This window comes from Rhodococcus sp. IEGM 1241, assembly GCF_033142365.1.
In the GTDB taxonomy this organism is placed as follows: domain Bacteria; phylum Actinomycetota; class Actinomycetes; order Mycobacteriales; family Mycobacteriaceae; genus Rhodococcus_F; species Rhodococcus_F erythropolis.
Genome location: NZ_JAWLSE010000002.1, coordinates 908,894 through 925,173 on the forward strand (window position 1 = coordinate 908,894; position 16,280 = coordinate 925,173).

The window sequence follows — 16,280 nt, forward strand, 5'->3', positions numbered from 1 at the left end:
CTTTGCACTTGCACCAAGTTCCCATTTCGATACAGCGCACTGGAGAATCACCGATGACCCGAGTCCGAAAGAACACTCCCGGACGGATCCTGTTCGTGGGATCGGGACCGGGCGACCCCGCCCTGCTCACCGTTCGCGCACGTGACGTCCTCACCGGCGCCGCAATGGCATTCACCGATCCGGATGTAGACAAGGGCGTCGTCGCACTCGTCGGCATCGACATGGGCCGCGACGAGGAGACCGGCGAGCTGATCGCGGACGTGCGTCCGGCACTCGGCGAGCCTGCCGAGGTTGCAAAGACATTGGTGCACGAGGCCAAGAACGGCCACGACGTCGTGCGTCTGGTCTCCGGCGACCCGCTGACCACGGATTCCGTGATCGCAGAGGTCACCGCAGTCGCCCGCACGCAGGTTCAGTTCGAGGTTCTCCCGGGTCTGCCTTCCGGTTCGGCTGTGCCGAGCTACGCCGGCATGGCGCTCGGCTCGGGTCACACCGAGGCCGACGTTCGCGGTGAAGTCGACTGGGCTGCTCTGGCCGCTGCACCGGGACCGCTTGTCCTGCACGCGACGTCCGGACATCTCGCCGAGACCGCCAGCGCGCTGGTCGAGAACGGCTTGGCCCCGCAGACGCCTGCTGCGATCACCGTCCGCGGTACCACTCGTCAGCAGCGAACCGTCGAGGCAACTCTCGCGACGCTCAACGAAGCCGGATCCGAACTGGTGGGCTCGCTCATCGTCACCGTCGGCAAGGTTGTCGCGCAGCGCAACAAGATGTCGTGGTGGGAATCGCGCGCTCTGTACGGCTGGACCGTCCTCGTGCCGCGCACCAAGGATCAGGCCGGCGAGATGAGCGACCGTCTGGTCACTCACGGAGCGATCCCGATCGAGGTTCCGACCATCGCCGTCGAGCCGCCTCGCAGCCCGGCTCAGATGGAGCGTTCGGTCAAGGGACTCGTCGACGGTCGCTACCAGTGGGTCGTCTTCACTTCCACCAATGCTGTTCGCGCAGTGTGGGAGAAGTTCGAAGAGTTCGGCCTCGACGCTCGCGCCTTCTCCGGTGTGAAGATCGCCTGCATCGGTGAAGCAACCGCAGCCAAGGTGCGCTCGTTCGGCATCAACCCCGAGCTGATCCCGACCGGTGAGCAGTCCAGCGAAGGCCTGTTGGCCGAATTCGCCCCGTACGACGACGTTTTCGATCCGGTCAACCGGGTTCTGTTGCCGCGGGCGGACATTGCGACCGAAACCCTCGCAGAGGGCCTGCGCGAACGCGGTTGGGAGATCGACGACGTCACCGCCTACCGCACCGTCCGGGCAGCGCCGCCGCCGGCCGAGACCCGCGAGATGATCAAGACCGGTGGATTCGACGCCGTCTGCTTCACCTCGTCCTCGACCGTGCGCAACCTCGTCGGCATCGCCGGCAAGCCGCACGCCCGCACGTTGGTCGCGTGCATCGGCCCGAAGACGGCCGAAACCGCTATCGAGTTCGGTCTGCGCGTCGACGTGCAGCCCGAGACCTCGCAGGTGGGACCGCTGGTGGAGGCTCTCGCCGAGCATGCTGCTCGTCTGCGCGCCGAAGGTGCTTTGCCGCCCCCGCGCAAGAAGTCTCGAAGGCGCTAGCGCACCCGTGAGTGGTTGAGGAGTCTGTGGACTCCTCAACCGCTCACAGGTTCCGACGAAGGAGGGCTACTTCTCGTGTTTCCCACTCATCGCCCTCGCCGGCTCCGGCGCACTCCTGCGCTCCGGCGACTCGTGGCAGAGACCTCGCTCGAACCCCGGCACCTCGTTTTGCCGATGTTCGTCGCCGACGGCATCGACGCACCGCGTGAGATCAGTTCCATGCCAGGCGTTTTCCAGCACACCCTCGATTCGCTGCGGTCCGCAGCGGTGGAAGCGGTGGAAGCCGGCGTCGGTGGCCTGATGCTGTTCGGTGTCCCGAAGGCGGAGGACAAGGATCCCCAGGGGTCCGGTGCCTCCGATCCCGACGGAATCCTCAATGTCGGATTGCGCGCTCTGGCAGACGAACTCGGCGATTCGACGGTCATCATGGCCGATACCTGCCTCGACGAGTTCACCGATCACGGCCACTGCGGCGTGTTGACTGCCGGCGGCGCTGTCGACAACGACGCGACCTTGATCCGATACGTAGAAATGGCTCTCGCGCAGGCTGAATCGGGTGCGCACCTGCTCGGTCCCAGCGGCATGATGGACGGTCAGGTGGCTGCGATCCGCGGTGCACTCGATGCTTCGGGGTATGTCGATGTCGGCCAGCTCGCCTATGCCGCGAAATATGCGTCAGCGTTCTACGGGCCGTTCCGTGAAGCCGTCGGATCCTCACTGCAAGGCGACCGTCGTACGTATCAGCAGGACGGCGCCAATCGCCGCGAGTCGATGCGCGAGGTAGACCTCGACGTCGCCGAGGGCGCCGACATGGTGATGGTCAAGCCTGCAATGTCCTACCTGGACATTCTGCGTGAGACCGCCGACCGGTCCCCGGTTCCGGTCGCTGCGTACCAGATCTCGGGGGAGTACTCGATGATCACCGCGGCCGCGCAGAACGGGTGGATCGATCGGGACGCGGCGATTCTCGAATCGCTCATCAGCATTCGCCGCGCCGGTGCCGACGTGGTCCTCACGTACTGGGCGTCGGAAGTTGCCGGATGGCTGTGACGGAGTCACGCATGGTGGCTGCGCCGGTATCGACCGATACGCTGGTGTCATGACCGAGCAGTGGCCGCCGTCGCGCCAGGAACCGCCCCGCCGGGAACCTCCCTACGAGAACCAGCCGTTCGAGAATCAGCCGTACCGCGAACTCGGACCGATGCCGACGGGTCAGATCCCGGGATACGGCCCCGGTTACAACGGATACCCGGGACCTGCGCCGAAACCCGAGCCGCCGACGGACGTCGTGACTGCGATTCAGTTGTGGTGGGCTGTGACGGCGCTCGGGTTGGTCCAGGGCGGCGCGATGATCTGGATGCTGCTCGGGCAGAAGTCGATGTTCGTCGACGAGATGCTCAGAAATCAGGCAGCTGTCGACGCCGGTCTGACGCGTTCCGACGTGGAGGGCATGTTCCCACTGGTCATCGTGTTCTCTGCGGTTTTGGTCGTGATCGTCACCGCGGTGTTCCTTCTGTTCGTGCGCGCGATGAGTCGCGGCAGGAACTGGGCTCGAATGTTGCTGACGTTCTGTGGCGTCTTCATGCTGGTCTCCGCGATCCCGGTGATCTTCGGGCTCGGCGGAGACGGCGGCGCGGCCACTCTGCTGTTCGGCGGAGCGGAAATCCTGCAGGCAGTTGCTGCTGTCGGGGCGATCGTGATGATGCACCGAAAAGAGTCCAATCCGTACTTTCTTCGTTTCCCCCCGGCGGGGAACCGGTAGGTAGCTCGGGGTACTGTGAAACGGGTCACTGAAGTAGTAGGGGAGAGGTCGGACGCGATGAGTTCTCAGGAAGCCCTGCGTACGGAAAGCACCCACGACGCGCCACTGCGCCAACGTGGTTCACGCACCGAAGTGATCTTGTTCGCGATCCTCGGAGCCTCTGTTCTGGTGACACTCCTGATGCTCATGATTCCGGGCATCGTCAGCGGATAGCGCACACTTGAACCCGTGAGTATCTCTACGAAGGTCAGGCGCCCGACGGCTGTCGAGGCAGCATTCTGGCTGTGGATCGCCAGCGCGTTCCTGCTCATACTCTTCGGCCTGATCAATGTCACCAGCGCTTCGTATTCGTTGCGTGAGCAGTTCACCGATCAAGGCGTTTCGGCCGGAAACATCGACATCTACGTCACCTTCGTGCGGGTGTCCGGGCTGGTTCTGCTGTTGACCGGCCTCGCGATCGGCGGCCTCGCCGGTCCCACTCGCGCCGGACGGGCGTTGTGCCGACGGATCCTGGTGATCGTGTCCGGAGTGTTCGCGGTGCTGCAGATCGCGCTGGTCGTCGCCGGGATCAGTACCGTGCTCGCGCTGGTTGTTCCCGTCATGCTGATCTGTGCCTGCGTCGCGATCTACCGCGACACCACCCGAAGTTGGTTTGCCCGTGGCTGATCGCGCGCCGGAAATCGGCCCGGACGTTCTGTACTACGAACCGGGTTCTCGGTGGTGGGCCATCGCGTTCGGTCCGATCTTCTGCCTGATCGCCTTGGTCATCGAACTGTTCACGGGCCCGGTGGTGCATTGGTTCGGTCTGGCGATGTTCGCCGTGATCCTCACCGGATTGGTCTACGTGCAGGTGATCGCAGCACGGCGGCACGCGAGCGTACTTCTGACCGCGACCACGTTGCGTCAGGGAACCGAAGAGGTGCCGATCACCGAGATCGCCGAGGTGTTCCCGGAGTCCGACGACGCTGCCTACGAGGACGAAATGGAACCGTGGGAAACGGCACGCGCGCTCGGTGAGCTGTCCGGAGTGCCCAGGCGTCGGCACGGTATCGGCTTACGTTTGACCACCGGGGGATTGGTGCGGGCGTGGGCAAAGGACGATCAGGCACTGCGCGAGGCGTTGAGTCAGGTCGTTGTGGTTGGTGTCGAACCGGACGGGTCTGCCGATGACTGAGCCACAGCCATCCCCGCGTGTCGACGTGAAGACGTGGATCGGTGTACTCGGTATAGTCGCCGCAACGATTCTGGCGGTCGTGTGCTGGCGAGCGGGTACGACGACGTCCGACTTCGGACCGATACTGGAGGGCGCTCCACCGTTCGAGAGCACGCACTACGACGGTCTCTGGATCTCGGGCGCCGGGTTGTCGATTCTGGTTGCGGGGCTGATGGCCATCGATGTCGTGCGCCGCGTCCGGGTGGGCTTCGTCGCATCGCAGTAGCCCTCATACGGGTAGGGGGTATAGTTGCGGTATGAGTAGTTACAGCCCCGAGCAGGACGATCTGCTCAAGCGCCTTCGTCGTATCGAAGGTCAGGTAGCCGGAATTTCACGCATGGTCGCAGACGACCGGTACTGCATCGACGTGCTCACCCAGGTATCCGCCGCGACGAGCGCGTTGCAGTCCGTGTCCCTGAAGCTTCTCGACGCCCACCTTGCGGGTTGCGTCGTCGAAGCTGCCAAGCAGGGTGGTCCGGAAGCGGACGTCAAGATCAAGGAAGCTCAGGCGGCCATCGCTCGCCTCGTTCGTTCGTAAGGTGTCGGTCCGTCACTCCGTGATGGACCGCGCGAGCGCCCGGGCGGAGAAGCTCACGAAGTACTCGGGTGTGACTTCTTTGGCGATGTTGATGACGATGGTGTCCGACAGGCCTTTGAGTCCGGAGAGCACGAGATGGATCAACGCGGGGTCGTCGATCAACCTGCTCCCTTCGGCTGCAGCAGATTCGGTGAGCGCTCGAATCAATGCCGAGTTGTAGACCGCTACGGATGCGTGAAGTTCCCGCATGCTTTCTCGGTCGGACCCGGCCATGCCTTCGATGTCGCGCCAAGTGGTGGTGAGTCGACCCACCCGTGCCCAGTGCCGAGCAAACTCGGAAATCATGGACTCGAGTAAGGCGCTCAGTCCCTGCTCGCGGGGGAGCGAGTTCACGAAGTCCGCCATTTCCAGCTGACTTTCGCTGAGGAGGGCGGCGAAGATGTCCTGCTTGTCGACGAAGTACTGGTAGATCAGGCCAGTGCTGGTGCCGGCTCGTTTGGCGACAGCGCGGATCGTGAGCGCGGAGTAGCCTCCTTCGTCCAGAAGCGAGATCGCCGCGTCGAGAGTTCGGCGTCGACGCACTTCGGCGTCGCCGTAGATCGACTTGCTGCTGGTACTGCTCATTTGATCACCGTAGTCGCGGTGGTCGGCATCCTCAATTCACATCGAACACTGTTCGTTGTCGAACGCCGCCCAGAATTGGATGTGACTCAGATCATAGAATGAACATTGTTCGAAATAGAATGAACATCGTTCATTCTGGTGTTACGGTATGGCGCAGACCACATCGAGGCCAGTGCAAAGTGCTGGACACTCTGCGGTCGGCCTGACCTTTCTTCCCGTATCGATCGGGAGGTCTACACAGTTGTGGAGTACCTATGACACGCACTAACGATGAACGCGCGGCGATCGACATCGCCGCTGCAGCTGGAGAACTTCTGCTCGACCATCGGAAATCCCTCGGCGAAAACGACGGTGATGTCGCGACTTTCAAGAACGCGGCCGATCGGCTAAGTCACGAATTCATCGTCGCCGAACTTGCCCGACGCTTTCCTGCGGATGCAGTGCTGTCGGAGGAAGGGGCTGACGACCTCGCGAGGCTGGCTGCGGATCGGGTGTGGATCGTCGACCCTCTCGACGGCACCCGTGAGTACGGCGAGGCCGGACGATCGGACTGGGCCGTTCATGTTGCGCTGACCGAAAACGGTGTCCTCACAACCGGTGCGGTCGCAATGCCTGCCCTTGGCGTCACCTATTCGAGCAGCGATGATCGGACCGAACGGGATGCCGCGACGCCGGTTCGAGTCGTCGTATCGCGGACGCGTCGTCCGGAACCGGTCATGCGCATGGCCGACTCGATGGGCGCGGAGTTGATCGAAATGGGATCCGCCGGAGCCAAAGCAATGGCTGTCGTCTCGGGTGAGGCAGACATCTATGCACATGCGGGCGGACAGTACGAGTGGGATTCGGCGGCGCCCGTTGCTGTCGCACATGCTGCGGGACTGCATGTTTCGCGTATCGATGGCAGCGAACTGCGCTACAACCAGGAAAACCCGTGGTTGCCGGATCTGCTGATCTGCCGACCCGAACTCGCCCCGAAAGCACTGGAGGAACTGGGCCGATGACCGCGACACTGACGCACCTCGAACGACTCGAAGCCGAGAGCATTCACATCATGCGTGAAGCTGTTGCCCAGAGCGAGAACCCGGTGATGTTGTACTCGGTGGGCAAGGACTCCGCCGTGATGCTGCATCTGGCGCGCAAGGCCTTCTATCCGTCGAAGCTGCCGTTTCCGCTTCTGCACGTCGATACCACGTGGAAGTTCCGTGAAATGTACAAACTTCGTGACAGTACCGCTGCTGCAGGCGATCTCGATCTGATCGTCCATACCAACCCGGACTGCGTGAAGCAGGGGATCAACCCGTTCACTCACGGCAGCGCTGTCCATACCGATATGTGGAAGACCGAAGGCCTCAAACAAGCCCTCGATCACTACAAGTTCGACGCTGCATTCGGCGGCGCCCGACGTGACGAAGAAAAATCCCGCGCCAAGGAACGCATCTTCTCGATCCGATCAGCTGCGCACCGTTGGGATCCCAAGCAGCAGCGACCGGAACTGTGGCGGATGTACAACGTCCGCAAAGCGCCGGGCGAGAGCCTGCGCGTCTTCCCTCTCTCGAACTGGACCGAGCTGGATGTGTGGGAATACATACGCCAGGAGGAGATTCCGATCGTTCCGCTGTATTTTGCCGACAAGCGGCCCGTCGTCGAGCGGGACGGTGCGCTGATCATGGTCGACGACGACCGGATGCCGTTACTGCCGGGAGAGACCCCGGAACTCAAGAGCGTTCGTTTCCGCACCCTCGGCTGCTACCCGCTGACCGGAGCCGTCGAATCGACCGCAACGAGCCTGACCGAGATCATCTCGGAAATGTTGCTCACCACCACTTCCGAACGCCAGGGACGGGTCATCGACCACGACTCCAGCGCGTCGATGGAAAAGAAGAAGCAAGAGGGGTACTTCTGATGACTGTTTCCTCGGATCTGATCGCTGACGACATCGAGGCGTACCTCGAACGTCATGCAAACAAGAGCATGCTGCGATTCATCACGTGCGGCAGCGTCGACGACGGCAAGAGCACCTTGATCGGCCGTCTGCTCTACGAATCGAAACTCGTCTTCGACGACCAGTTGACGGCGCTCGAAGCCGATTCGCGCAAGAGCGGAACCCAGGGGGAGGGGCTCGATTTCGCGCTCCTGGTCGACGGTCTCGCCGCCGAACGTGAGCAGGGCATCACGATCGACGTCGCCTATCGCTACTTCACGACCGAGCGACGCAAGTTCGTCGTCGCCGATACTCCGGGGCACGAGCAGTACACCCGAAACATGGTGACGGGCGCGTCGACCGCCGATCTTGCTGTGATCCTTGTCGATTCCCGCAAGGGGATACTGACCCAGACCCGCCGGCACTCGTATCTGGTGTCGTTGCTGGGGATCAAGCACGTGGTGCTTGCCGTGAACAAACTCGACCTCGTCGACTACTCGCAAGAGGTCTTCGATGCCATTACCGCGGATTATGCAGAGTTCGCTCACGAGATCGGTCTGGACGGGTTCGTCGCCATCCCGATGTCGGCATACATGGGTGACAATCTCACCGAGCGCAGTGCGAATACCCCGTGGTACTCCGGACCAAGCCTGATCGAGCATCTCGAAAGCGTGGACATCGACGATGCTGCCGCCGCGGCTCCGTTCCGGATGCCGGTGCAGTGGGTCAACCGGCCGGACCTCGACTTCCGCGGATTCTCCGGCCAGATCGTTTCCGGCACCGTATCTCCCGGAGATCCCATCCGCGTGCTCCCCAGTGGAAAGACGTCCACAGTCGAGCGCATCGTGACCATGGGTGGCGACCTCGACGTTGCCGGTGCGGGCCGCTCGGTCACCATCACGCTCGCCCACGAGATCGACATCAGTCGCGGTGATGTGCTGTCCATCGGCGACAATCCGCCGGCCGTAGCCGATCAGTTCGAGGCCTGCATCGTCTGGATGGGTGAGGCTCCCATGCTGCCCGAACGGCCGTTCCTGTGCCAGATCGGTACCGTCACAGTCACTGCGCGCATCACCAAACCGAAACACAAGATCAACGTCAACACTCTCGAGAAGACCGCAACGACTACTCTCGCGCTCAACGAAATCGGTGTCTGCAACCTCAGTTTCGATCGACCGGTCCCGTTCGACCCGTACGTCGGCAACCGTGACACCGGTAGCTTCATCCTCATCGACCGCCTTACCAACGGCACTGTCGGTGCGGGCATGATCACGCACTCGCTGCGTCGATCGGACAACATTCACTGGCAATCCGTGGACGTCGACGAGGCCGCGCACACCAGGCTCAAGGGACACCAACCCGCAGTTCTGTGGTTCACCGGTCTCTCCGGTTCGGGAAAGTCGACCATCGCGAACGATGTCGAGCGTCAACTACACGCACTCGGCGCGCACACCTACCTCCTCGACGGAGACAACGTCCGTCACGGGCTGAATCGAGACCTCGGATTCACCGAAGCCGACCGCGTCGAGAACATCCGTCGCGTCACCGAGGTCACCCGACTGATGGCGGACGCCGGTCTGATCGTGCTCGCGTCCTTCATTTCACCGTTCGAGGCCGAGCGTCATGCCGCCCGCGAATTGATCGGCGACGAACAGTTCGTCGAAATCTTCGTCGACACCGCTCTTGCCGTCGCAGAGGAGCGAGATCCCAAGGGGCTGTACAAGAAGGCTCGACGGGGCGAGTTGGTGAACTTCACCGGAATCGATTCGCCGTACGAACCGCCGCAGAACCCTGACATTCACATCGACACCAGTGTCACGACGACCGAGGACGCTGCGATCGCGATCGTCGACCATCTCCGCGCCCGCGGAACCATTTCTTGATCCGCCTGAACACGAGGAGCATCCATGCCTGACAGGGCTGAAATAGTTTCTGCCGTAGAAGATTACGTCAAGTGTCTCGGAAGTCACGACGTCGACGGACTGGTTGCGCTGTTTGCGCCCGACGCAGTTCAACACGAACCGCTGGGGGTCCAGACCTACCGCGGCATCGACGAGATTCGCGAATTCGATACCGCGAACGCGCAGGTCGATTTCACAGTCAGCCTGCTCGGTCCGATTTCGGTGACGGGAAAGTACGCAGCGATGCAGCTTCGGGTGCAGCGCGCCGGTATCCCTGACTTCGCTGCCACCGACGTGTTCGAGTTCGACGAGAACGGCAAGATCATCTTCCTGAGTGTTGTTCTCGATCCGCAGGCGCTGTGCTGACCCATCAGGGCCTGCTGGCAGGCAAGGTTGTCGTCGTCTCGGGAGTGGGCCCGGCGCTGGGTCGTTCGATTGCGCTGCAGAGTGCGGCGGCCGGAGCGAAGGTTGTTCTGGCTGCCCGCACACCCGAGCGCTTGGAATCGGTGGCAAGGGAGATTCGAGACCGCGGCGGAATCGCGTTGGCCGTACCGACGAACCTCACCGACGTCGATTCGATCGCTTCGTTGGCGGAGACAACTGTCGCTGAGTTCGGTGCGGTGCATTGCTTGGTGAACAACGCATTTGTTCAACCCGCGCAGGTCCCGCTCCTGGACGCCGACGTGGTGTCCATCCAGTCGGGCATCGACATCAACTTGCTCGCGGCGTTGAACGTCACCAGAGAATTTGCTCCGGCATTGATCGAGTCGCACGGGTCCGTCGTGATGGTCACGTCCATGGTGTTGCGCAACCAGCTTCCCGGGTTCGGGGCCTACCGCATCATGAAATCCGGGCTCCTGGCAATGGCACGCAGTTTGTCGATCGATCTCGGTCCCAAGGGCGTTCGAGTCAATTCGGTTGCTCCCGGCTATATCTGGGCGGACTCGGTCAAGAACATGTTCGAGAAGAAGGCGGCGGCGGCAGGAGTCGACCCCAAGGTGATCTACGACGAGATCGCAGCGGGCGCCGATCTGCGCCGATTGCCGGAGCCAGATGACATCGCAAACGCTGTCGTCTTCCTCCTGTCCGATTCAGCGAGGGCCATCACAGGGCAATGTCTCGACGTCAACTGCGGTCACACGCACCACTGATCAACTCATACAAGGACTAGCCATGACACAGGATTACGACGGCATCGGTTCCATCGATCACCTGCACCAGGCTGCGCGCGAGGCGGCCGGGTACGAAAACTTCGGCAGCGAAAGCTATCTCGAAGGACTTCGAGTTCTCCTCGAGTCGTTCCAGAACGAGGCCGACCTCACTCCTCACGGCAAGGTGATCGCTCGCAAGATGATCGTCGGAGCGCTCGCGGGTCGCCTGACCAGTGAGGCCGGATTCGCGAAATATCCAGAGCACGTAGATGTTCCGATCGAACGCCCGATCTTCGTGGTCGGGTTGACCCGCACCGGCAGCACCGCGCTGCACCGTTTGCTCGGTGCCGACCCGGCGCATCAGGGCGCCGAGATGTGGCTCGCCGAGACGCCGCAGCCGCGCCCCGAGCGCGACAAGTGGTCGGAGAACGAAGATTACGTTCGCTCCGACGCCTTCTACCGTGCTCGCCAGCGTAACGAGGCAGACCTGATGAAGGTTCATTTCATGGGGGCGGAGGAGGTCGAGGAATGCTGGCGGCTGCTGCAGCAGACGATGCTCTCGACCGCGTTCGAGACGGTGGCGTACGTGCCGAGTTACACCCGGTGGCCGGCGGAGCAGGACTGGACCGAAACATATGCGCGGCACAAGAAGAACCTGCAGTTGATCGGGCTGCACGACCAGGACAGACGGTGGGTGCTCAAAAGCCCGAGCCATGTCTTCGCGATCGACGAGATCATGTCGGTCTATCCGGATGCACTGTTCGTTCGGACCTTCCGGGACCCGTTGACATCGATGGCGTCCACCTTCAGCCTCGTCGAGCAGGGCGGACACGACATGTCGAGGGCCTTCGATCGTCCGGCCATCGGGCGCACGCAACTGGAGTTGTGGGCGCGAGGGAATGCGAACTTCAACAATGCCCGTAGCCGTTACAACCCCGATCAGTTCATCGACGTCGACTACAAGGACTTCATCGCCGATGCGGTCGGCACCGTCGAGAAGATCTATGCACAGTTCGCCCTGCCCTTCACAGACGACGCCCGCGCCGCGGTGGAGGCGTCGCATCAGGCCAGCCTTGCCGAGCACCGTCGTCCGTCGCATCGCTATTCGCTCGAGGATTTCGGCGTGAGCGCTGCCGACGTCGAAGCGAAGTTCGCCACCACACCCTGAAGCCCTCCGGCCCTGTGCGCCTTTTTGGTAGTGCCGACTACCAAAAAGGCGCACAGGGCGAAGCCCCAACCGAAACAAGGAGATTCACATGAATGCTGTTTGGGAAAAGTTCTGCGCAGATCTGCTCGAGGTCGGAAAGGTCCTGGAAGACGAGATCGTCCCTCAGGATCCGCTGACTCAAGCCGAGGGCGTCCGCTACCTGAGTCGGTTGCTTCGGTACGGCACGATCAACTGTGTCGAGTACACCGATCCGCGGTGGCCGCAGTTCTCGTCGGCTCCGAACCCGAACATGATGACGAAGATCGGTGCCGACAACCCGGACAACGTCTACATGCGCGCCAACATTTCCGGTAAGTACAACTACCGGATCATCGGCACCCGAGGCACCGTCCCGCTGATCACCTTCGGCTCGCGCGTAAATCGGTACCACATCGACGGCACCATGCTGCAGACCGGCGATCTGCATATCCACGACCTCGAGGTCGACGAGAACGGCCGTTTCGAGTTCATCGCGAGCGTCGACAAGCCCGATGAGGGCGCTTGGCTGCCTTTGGCGCCCGACAGCAACCTCATCTCCGTTCGGCAAACTCACCAGGATCGACGCAACGAGATTGTCGGTGATCTGACCATCGAATGCCTGAACCCGGACGGGGAGTTCGTCCCGTTGACTCCGGAAGAGATCGGCGAGCGCCTCACCAAGTCCGTCGGGATCGTGAAGGGGATGGCGGAGACCTTCCTGGAATGGTCGCGCAAATTCCAGCCGCACACCAACGAGATCTTCGACTGGGGACAGGACTACTTCCAGGATGCCGGCGGCGATCCGACGATCTTCTACTTCCACGGTTACTGGAAGCTCGCCGAGGACGAGGCGTGGGTCATCGAGACCGAGGTTCCGAACTGCGAGTACTTCAACTTCGTGCTGCAGAACTTCTGGGTCGAGTCCCTCGACTACAACCGCACGAACATCTACATCAACAATCACACCGCGAAGCTCAACGACGACGGCACCATGACAATCGTCGTGGCGGCGAAGGATCCGGGTTATGGCAACTGGATCGACACCGATTCGCATGCCGATGGGACATGGGCGCTGCGCTGGATCAAGGCGGACTCGCACCCGATCCCGACGTCGAAGGTAGTCAAGATCTGACACGCTGACGGAGATTGGGAACGTATGTACACCAGGAAGATTAGGTTCGGCCCTCGCTTTGTCGCGCTCGGGCTTGCCGGTGCATTGATGTTGGCCGGCTGCGCGTCGAGCAGTGGGGACAACTCGGGATCGGCTTCACCGAGCAGTAGTGGCGCAGCTGGTTTTGTGGGCGCCCCAGATGTGGGGGAGCGGATCGACGGCGGTGTTCTCACCTTCGGGTCCTATTCGTTCCCTTCCTCGTTGGACCCCACGAGAACGCAAGCCGCCGGTTCGACCGGCGGAACCGAAATGGCCGCGATTTACGACACGCTGGTACGCAGCGACTCCACAAACGGGAGCTTCGTGCCACAACTCGCGAAGACACTGTCGAACAACAGCGACTTCACCTCGTACACCGTCACTTTGGCTGACGGCCTCACCTTCAGCGACGGAAGTCCGCTCGACGCGGAAGCGGTGAAGTGGAGTATCGATCGATTCGTGGCAGGCAAGGGTGATGTATCGCAGACCTGGCTCAACATCGTGGATCGGATCGAGACGCCCGACGCCACCACAGTCGAATTCGTGCTCGAGCGGCCCTGGCGTCAATTCCCGGCGCTGTTGTCGCTCGGGCCCGGAATGATCGTTGCGCGAAGTTCAGGGGGAGAGGCAGGGTCGGTTTCAGGAACCGGGGAGAGAGCGTTCACACCGATCGGGGCGGGTCCGTTCACCTTGGCCAAGTTCGCCCCGCACGAAGAACTGGTACTCGCCGCACGCACGGATTATCAGGGCGGTAAACCTCCACTGGACACAGTGCGGTTTGTTCCCACGTCGGGTGCGCAGTCTCAGTACGAATCGTTGAAGAGCGGCCAGATCGACATGACGTACATCCTCCGCGACGAGGCCGTGATCGAACAAGCTCTCGACGACGGATACTCGGGTTACCTCAGTCCGACCGGACAGAACGGGATCGGCACGATCAACAACCGTGAGGGCAAGCCCGGGGCCGATGTTCGCGTCCGTCAGGCGATCGCCTACGGGGTGGATCCGGCGGCGGTCAATACCCGGGCGAACAACGGATTGGGCACCGCCAGTTCCGAACTGGTCCCGCAGACGTCACGTTGGTACAACAACACAGCAGGCATTCCGTTCGATCAGGTGAAGGCAAAGGCGCTGCTCGATCAAGCGAAGTCCGACGGGTACGACGGGAAACTCCGCTACCTCACCACCTCGGAGCCGAGCCAACAGGCGACGGCACTGACGGTTCAGGCGTCGCTGAACGCGATCGGTTTCGACGTCACCATCGACTACGCGACCGATGTGACCGATCTGGTTCGACGGGTATACAAGGACCACGATTTCGACATGACCAGAGGTGGCGCTCCGGTCGGAGAAGAAGCGCCGTACCTCAATTTGTACAACAGTATGGCCAGTGATTCGAGGAACAACCCGTCCGGCTTCGCGGACCCGGAGATGGACGCGATGATCACAGCTGTGCAGACGGCATCGACGGACGATGCTGTCCGTGAGGCGATCAGCAAGGTGCAGGAGTACGCCAACGCGACTGTGCCTTACGTGATCTGGGGGCCGGCGTCGGTGTTGACCGCATGGGACGGCAATGTTCACGGCGTCGTACGCAACATCACCGACATCATGTTCTTGGGCGGCGCTTGGATCTCGCCCAACGGCGAAACGGTGGAACGATGAAGTGGTCCTTGGCCGGTGCGATGATCGACGCCCTGGAACTGTGCGAGTTGGCGCAGGTCGCCGAAGAGGTGGGGTTCGACGGAATCGCGATGCCGGATTCCGTGTTCTATCCGGAGCAGGTGTCGGCGCCGTACCCGTACACTGCTGACGGGAAGCGGATGTGGGCGCCCGAGACGCCGATGCCTGATCCGTTCATTGCCATGGCGGCGATGGCGGCCGTCACATCGCGAATTCATTTCTACACCAACGTGTTCAAACTTCCACTGCGCGATCCGCTGTTGGTAGCCAAGCAGGTCGCGACCATGGCCGTGATGTCGAGGAACCGCGTCGCTCTCGGCGTCGGTTTGTCCTGGATTCCCGAGGAATTCACCTTCACCGGTACCGAGATGCGCACCCGCGGCGCGCGTACCGACGAAGCCATCGAGATCATCAAGGCGGTGTGTGCGGGACGTGGGCCGGAATGGGTCGAATACCACGGCAAGCACTACGATTTCGACGCTCTGATGATCAGTCCTGCTCCGGAGATTCCGGTTCCGATCTACATCGGTGGGCACAGCGAACCGGGGTTGCGTCGTGCAGCCAGGCTGGCTGACGGTTGGATGTCGGTGAACACGACCAAAGCCGAATTAGCCTGCGCCATCGATTGTCTCACGGAATTGCGGGTCGAGTACGGTCGTGCCGATGTTCCTTTCGGCGTCAACGTCTCGCCGACGGATGTTCGTGATCTGGACGGATATCGCGAACTCGAGACTCTCGGAGTCACGGAAATCAGAGTTTTGCCCTGGTATCGCTACGGAGTTGACGCCGGTGATCGTCAGGGGCGACTCGACTCCGTTCGGCGGTTTGCCGAGGAGGTCATCGCTCAGTACTGATCGATCAGCGTCTGCATCGCCCGGCCGTAGAGTTTTGCCAACTCGTCGCGATCTGCGGACTGGGGGATGCTCTCGTCGCTGAGGACGCTCAACAGCCCGGACACCTGGGCGGAGACCAGGAGTGCGCGGGTGTACGCGTCTTCGCCGTCTAGACGAGCGGCGAGATTGGTGGCGAATACTCCGGTCATGTCTCGGAGTCGCTCCCGGATGCGTGGACTGTCCGACGCTCGCATGAGCGCTGTGTACACCGACAGCATCCGGGCGTCGGCCTTGCCCAGGACGAAGGCGGCGATTCGCTCACCGAGGGTGTCGAGTGGGCCGTCGAACTGGCCTTCGAAGTAGTCCGCAACCGGCGTGGTTTCCAGGAACAGTGCTTCTTTGGACCCGAAATGCCGGATGACCAGGGCCGGATCGATTCCGGCAACTTTGGCGATGGCGCGAACTGACGTGCCGCCGAACCCGTGCTCGCCGAACAGTTGGAACGCCGCCGCGCGAATCGCCTCGGATGTCGAGGGTTGCTTCTGCTCTGGCGTGTGCCTCGTGGGTGTCACGACATCGACCTCTGTGCTCGCTCGCCGACCGCGTTGTCAACGGCGTTGACTATAACGTGTCAACGGTGTTGACTGTTGAGTCTGTCAACGGTGTTGACAGCTAGATGCGGTTAGTGAAGAGAGCGTGGA

Annotated in this window: 19 protein-coding genes; 17 read left to right on the forward strand and 2 right to left on the reverse strand. The window is 62.0% G+C overall.

From position 1 onward, the window contains the following. Nucleotides 1-53: 53 nt before the first annotated feature. From R4P70_RS13950 to R4P70_RS13985, 8 genes are all read left to right on the forward strand, one after another. Nucleotides 54-1,616, forward strand: coding sequence for a uroporphyrinogen-III synthase (locus R4P70_RS13950; RefSeq protein WP_003941969.1), 1,563 nt, complete (start codon nucleotides 54-56; stop codon nucleotides 1,614-1,616). Between the two features lie 75 nt (nucleotides 1,617-1,691). Next, nucleotides 1,692-2,666: a porphobilinogen synthase gene (gene hemB, locus R4P70_RS13955; protein ID WP_007735309.1), complete on the forward strand. Its 975-nt coding sequence runs from the start codon at nucleotides 1,692-1,694 to the stop codon at nucleotides 2,664-2,666. Between the two features lie 49 nt (nucleotides 2,667-2,715). After that, nucleotides 2,716-3,378 (forward strand): hypothetical protein, encoded by a 663-nt coding sequence (locus tag R4P70_RS13960; protein WP_007735307.1) that lies wholly within the window; start codon nucleotides 2,716-2,718, stop codon nucleotides 3,376-3,378. A 57-nt stretch (nucleotides 3,379-3,435) separates the two neighbouring features. Then, the gene (locus R4P70_RS13965; RefSeq protein ID WP_003941930.1) at nucleotides 3,436-3,591 is read left to right on the forward strand and encodes a hypothetical protein; all 156 of its coding nucleotides are present in this window, start codon (nucleotides 3,436-3,438) and stop codon (nucleotides 3,589-3,591) included. 15 nt (nucleotides 3,592-3,606) lie between these two features. Beyond that, nucleotides 3,607-4,044 (forward strand): hypothetical protein, encoded by a 438-nt coding sequence (locus R4P70_RS13970; RefSeq protein WP_003942066.1) that lies wholly within the window; start codon nucleotides 3,607-3,609, stop codon nucleotides 4,042-4,044. Continuing rightward, nucleotides 4,037-4,552: a hypothetical protein gene (locus R4P70_RS13975; protein WP_003941872.1), complete on the forward strand. Its 516-nt coding sequence runs from the start codon at nucleotides 4,037-4,039 to the stop codon at nucleotides 4,550-4,552. Before R4P70_RS13970 ends, R4P70_RS13975 begins: the two co-directional genes overlap by 8 nt. Continuing rightward, nucleotides 4,545-4,817, forward strand: coding sequence for a hypothetical protein (locus tag R4P70_RS13980; protein WP_007735305.1), 273 nt, complete (start codon nucleotides 4,545-4,547; stop codon nucleotides 4,815-4,817). Before R4P70_RS13975 ends, R4P70_RS13980 begins: the two co-directional genes overlap by 8 nt. A gap of 31 nt (nucleotides 4,818-4,848) precedes the next feature. After that, nucleotides 4,849-5,130 carry a metal-sensitive transcriptional regulator gene (locus R4P70_RS13985; RefSeq protein ID WP_003942012.1) on the forward strand — a complete coding sequence of 94 codons (282 nt, stop codon included), beginning with the start codon at nucleotides 4,849-4,851 and terminating at the stop codon, nucleotides 5,128-5,130. 12 nt (nucleotides 5,131-5,142) lie between these two features. On the opposite strand, the gene R4P70_RS13990 is transcribed toward R4P70_RS13985, so the two are convergent. Continuing rightward, nucleotides 5,143-5,754, reverse strand: a complete 612-nt coding sequence (locus tag R4P70_RS13990) for a TetR/AcrR family transcriptional regulator (protein WP_003942004.1) — start codon at nucleotides 5,752-5,754, stop codon at nucleotides 5,143-5,145. Nucleotides 5,755-6,008: 254 nt separating this feature from the next. Here R4P70_RS13990 and R4P70_RS13995 point away from each other — a divergent pair, with 254 nt between their 5' ends. The 9 genes from R4P70_RS13995 to R4P70_RS14035 all read left to right on the forward strand — a co-directional run bounded on the left by R4P70_RS13995 (nucleotide 6,009) and on the right by R4P70_RS14035 (nucleotide 15,600). After that, on the forward strand, nucleotides 6,009-6,755 hold the full coding sequence (locus R4P70_RS13995; RefSeq protein WP_042453014.1) for a 3'(2'),5'-bisphosphate nucleotidase CysQ: 747 nt from the start codon (nucleotides 6,009-6,011) through the stop codon (nucleotides 6,753-6,755). Beyond that, nucleotides 6,752-7,657: a sulfate adenylyltransferase subunit CysD gene (gene cysD / locus R4P70_RS14000; protein WP_019744365.1), complete on the forward strand. Its 906-nt coding sequence runs from the start codon at nucleotides 6,752-6,754 to the stop codon at nucleotides 7,655-7,657. Before R4P70_RS13995 ends, cysD begins: the two co-directional genes overlap by 4 nt. After that, entirely contained in the window at nucleotides 7,657-9,558 is a 1,902-nt protein-coding gene (gene cysN, locus R4P70_RS14005) for a sulfate adenylyltransferase subunit CysN (RefSeq protein WP_054187832.1), read from the forward strand. Before cysD ends, cysN begins: the two co-directional genes overlap by 1 nt. Before the next feature lie 24 nt (nucleotides 9,559-9,582). Beyond that, a complete protein-coding gene (locus tag R4P70_RS14010) occupies nucleotides 9,583-9,942 on the forward strand; it encodes a nuclear transport factor 2 family protein (protein WP_070162618.1) in 360 nt (119 codons plus the stop codon). After that, nucleotides 9,936-10,727 carry an SDR family oxidoreductase gene (locus R4P70_RS14015; protein WP_064074195.1) on the forward strand — a complete coding sequence of 264 codons (792 nt, stop codon included), beginning with the start codon at nucleotides 9,936-9,938 and terminating at the stop codon, nucleotides 10,725-10,727. The genes R4P70_RS14010 and R4P70_RS14015 overlap by 7 nt, the downstream gene beginning before the upstream one ends. Nucleotides 10,728-10,749: 22 nt before the next feature. After that, entirely contained in the window at nucleotides 10,750-11,895 is a 1,146-nt protein-coding gene (locus tag R4P70_RS14020; protein ID WP_283569213.1) for a sulfotransferase family protein, read from the forward strand. 88 nt (nucleotides 11,896-11,983) lie between these two features. Further along, nucleotides 11,984-13,045 (forward strand): DUF1214 domain-containing protein, encoded by a 1,062-nt coding sequence (locus R4P70_RS14025; RefSeq protein WP_283569214.1) that lies wholly within the window; start codon nucleotides 11,984-11,986, stop codon nucleotides 13,043-13,045. Between the two features lie 24 nt (nucleotides 13,046-13,069). After that, on the forward strand, nucleotides 13,070-14,728 hold the full coding sequence (locus R4P70_RS14030) for an ABC transporter substrate-binding protein (protein WP_215515741.1): 1,659 nt from the start codon (nucleotides 13,070-13,072) through the stop codon (nucleotides 14,726-14,728). Further along, nucleotides 14,725-15,600: a TIGR03619 family F420-dependent LLM class oxidoreductase gene (locus R4P70_RS14035; protein ID WP_283569215.1), complete on the forward strand. Its 876-nt coding sequence runs from the start codon at nucleotides 14,725-14,727 to the stop codon at nucleotides 15,598-15,600. Before R4P70_RS14030 ends, R4P70_RS14035 begins: the two co-directional genes overlap by 4 nt. Here R4P70_RS14035 and R4P70_RS14040 read toward each other — a convergent pair. After that, nucleotides 15,591-16,151 (reverse strand): TetR family transcriptional regulator, encoded by a 561-nt coding sequence (locus R4P70_RS14040; protein WP_042925640.1) that lies wholly within the window; start codon nucleotides 16,149-16,151, stop codon nucleotides 15,591-15,593. The two genes, R4P70_RS14035 and R4P70_RS14040, sit on opposite strands and share 10 nt — an antisense overlap. Nucleotides 16,152-16,280 lie beyond the last annotated feature (129 nt).

Bases quoted from the DNA above. Each gene is read 5' to 3' on its own strand.
- R4P70_RS13950 (WP_003941969.1), top strand. From the start codon at position 54: ATGACCCGAGTCCGAAAGAACACTCCCGGACGGATCCTGTTCGTGGGA.
- R4P70_RS13960 (WP_007735307.1), top strand. From the start codon at position 2,716: ATGACCGAGCAGTGGCCGCCGTCGCGCCAGGAACCGCCCCGCCGGGAA.
- R4P70_RS13965 (WP_003941930.1), top strand. From the start codon at position 3,436: ATGAGTTCTCAGGAAGCCCTGCGTACGGAAAGCACCCACGACGCGCCA.
- R4P70_RS13980 (WP_007735305.1), top strand. From the start codon at position 4,545: ATGACTGAGCCACAGCCATCCCCGCGTGTCGACGTGAAGACGTGGATC.
- R4P70_RS13985 (WP_003942012.1), top strand. From the start codon at position 4,849: ATGAGTAGTTACAGCCCCGAGCAGGACGATCTGCTCAAGCGCCTTCGT.
- R4P70_RS13990 (WP_003942004.1), bottom strand. From the start codon at position 5,754: ATGAGCAGTACCAGCAGCAAGTCGATCTACGGCGACGCCGAAGTGCGT.
- R4P70_RS13995 (WP_042453014.1), top strand. From the start codon at position 6,009: ATGACACGCACTAACGATGAACGCGCGGCGATCGACATCGCCGCTGCA.
- cysD (WP_019744365.1), top strand. From the start codon at position 6,752: ATGACCGCGACACTGACGCACCTCGAACGACTCGAAGCCGAGAGCATT.
- cysN (WP_054187832.1), top strand. From the start codon at position 7,657: ATGACTGTTTCCTCGGATCTGATCGCTGACGACATCGAGGCGTACCTC.
- R4P70_RS14010 (WP_070162618.1), top strand. From the start codon at position 9,583: ATGCCTGACAGGGCTGAAATAGTTTCTGCCGTAGAAGATTACGTCAAG.
- R4P70_RS14020 (WP_283569213.1), top strand. From the start codon at position 10,750: ATGACACAGGATTACGACGGCATCGGTTCCATCGATCACCTGCACCAG.
- R4P70_RS14025 (WP_283569214.1), top strand. From the start codon at position 11,984: ATGAATGCTGTTTGGGAAAAGTTCTGCGCAGATCTGCTCGAGGTCGGA.
- R4P70_RS14030 (WP_215515741.1), top strand. From the start codon at position 13,070: ATGTACACCAGGAAGATTAGGTTCGGCCCTCGCTTTGTCGCGCTCGGG.
- R4P70_RS14035 (WP_283569215.1), top strand. From the start codon at position 14,725: ATGAAGTGGTCCTTGGCCGGTGCGATGATCGACGCCCTGGAACTGTGC.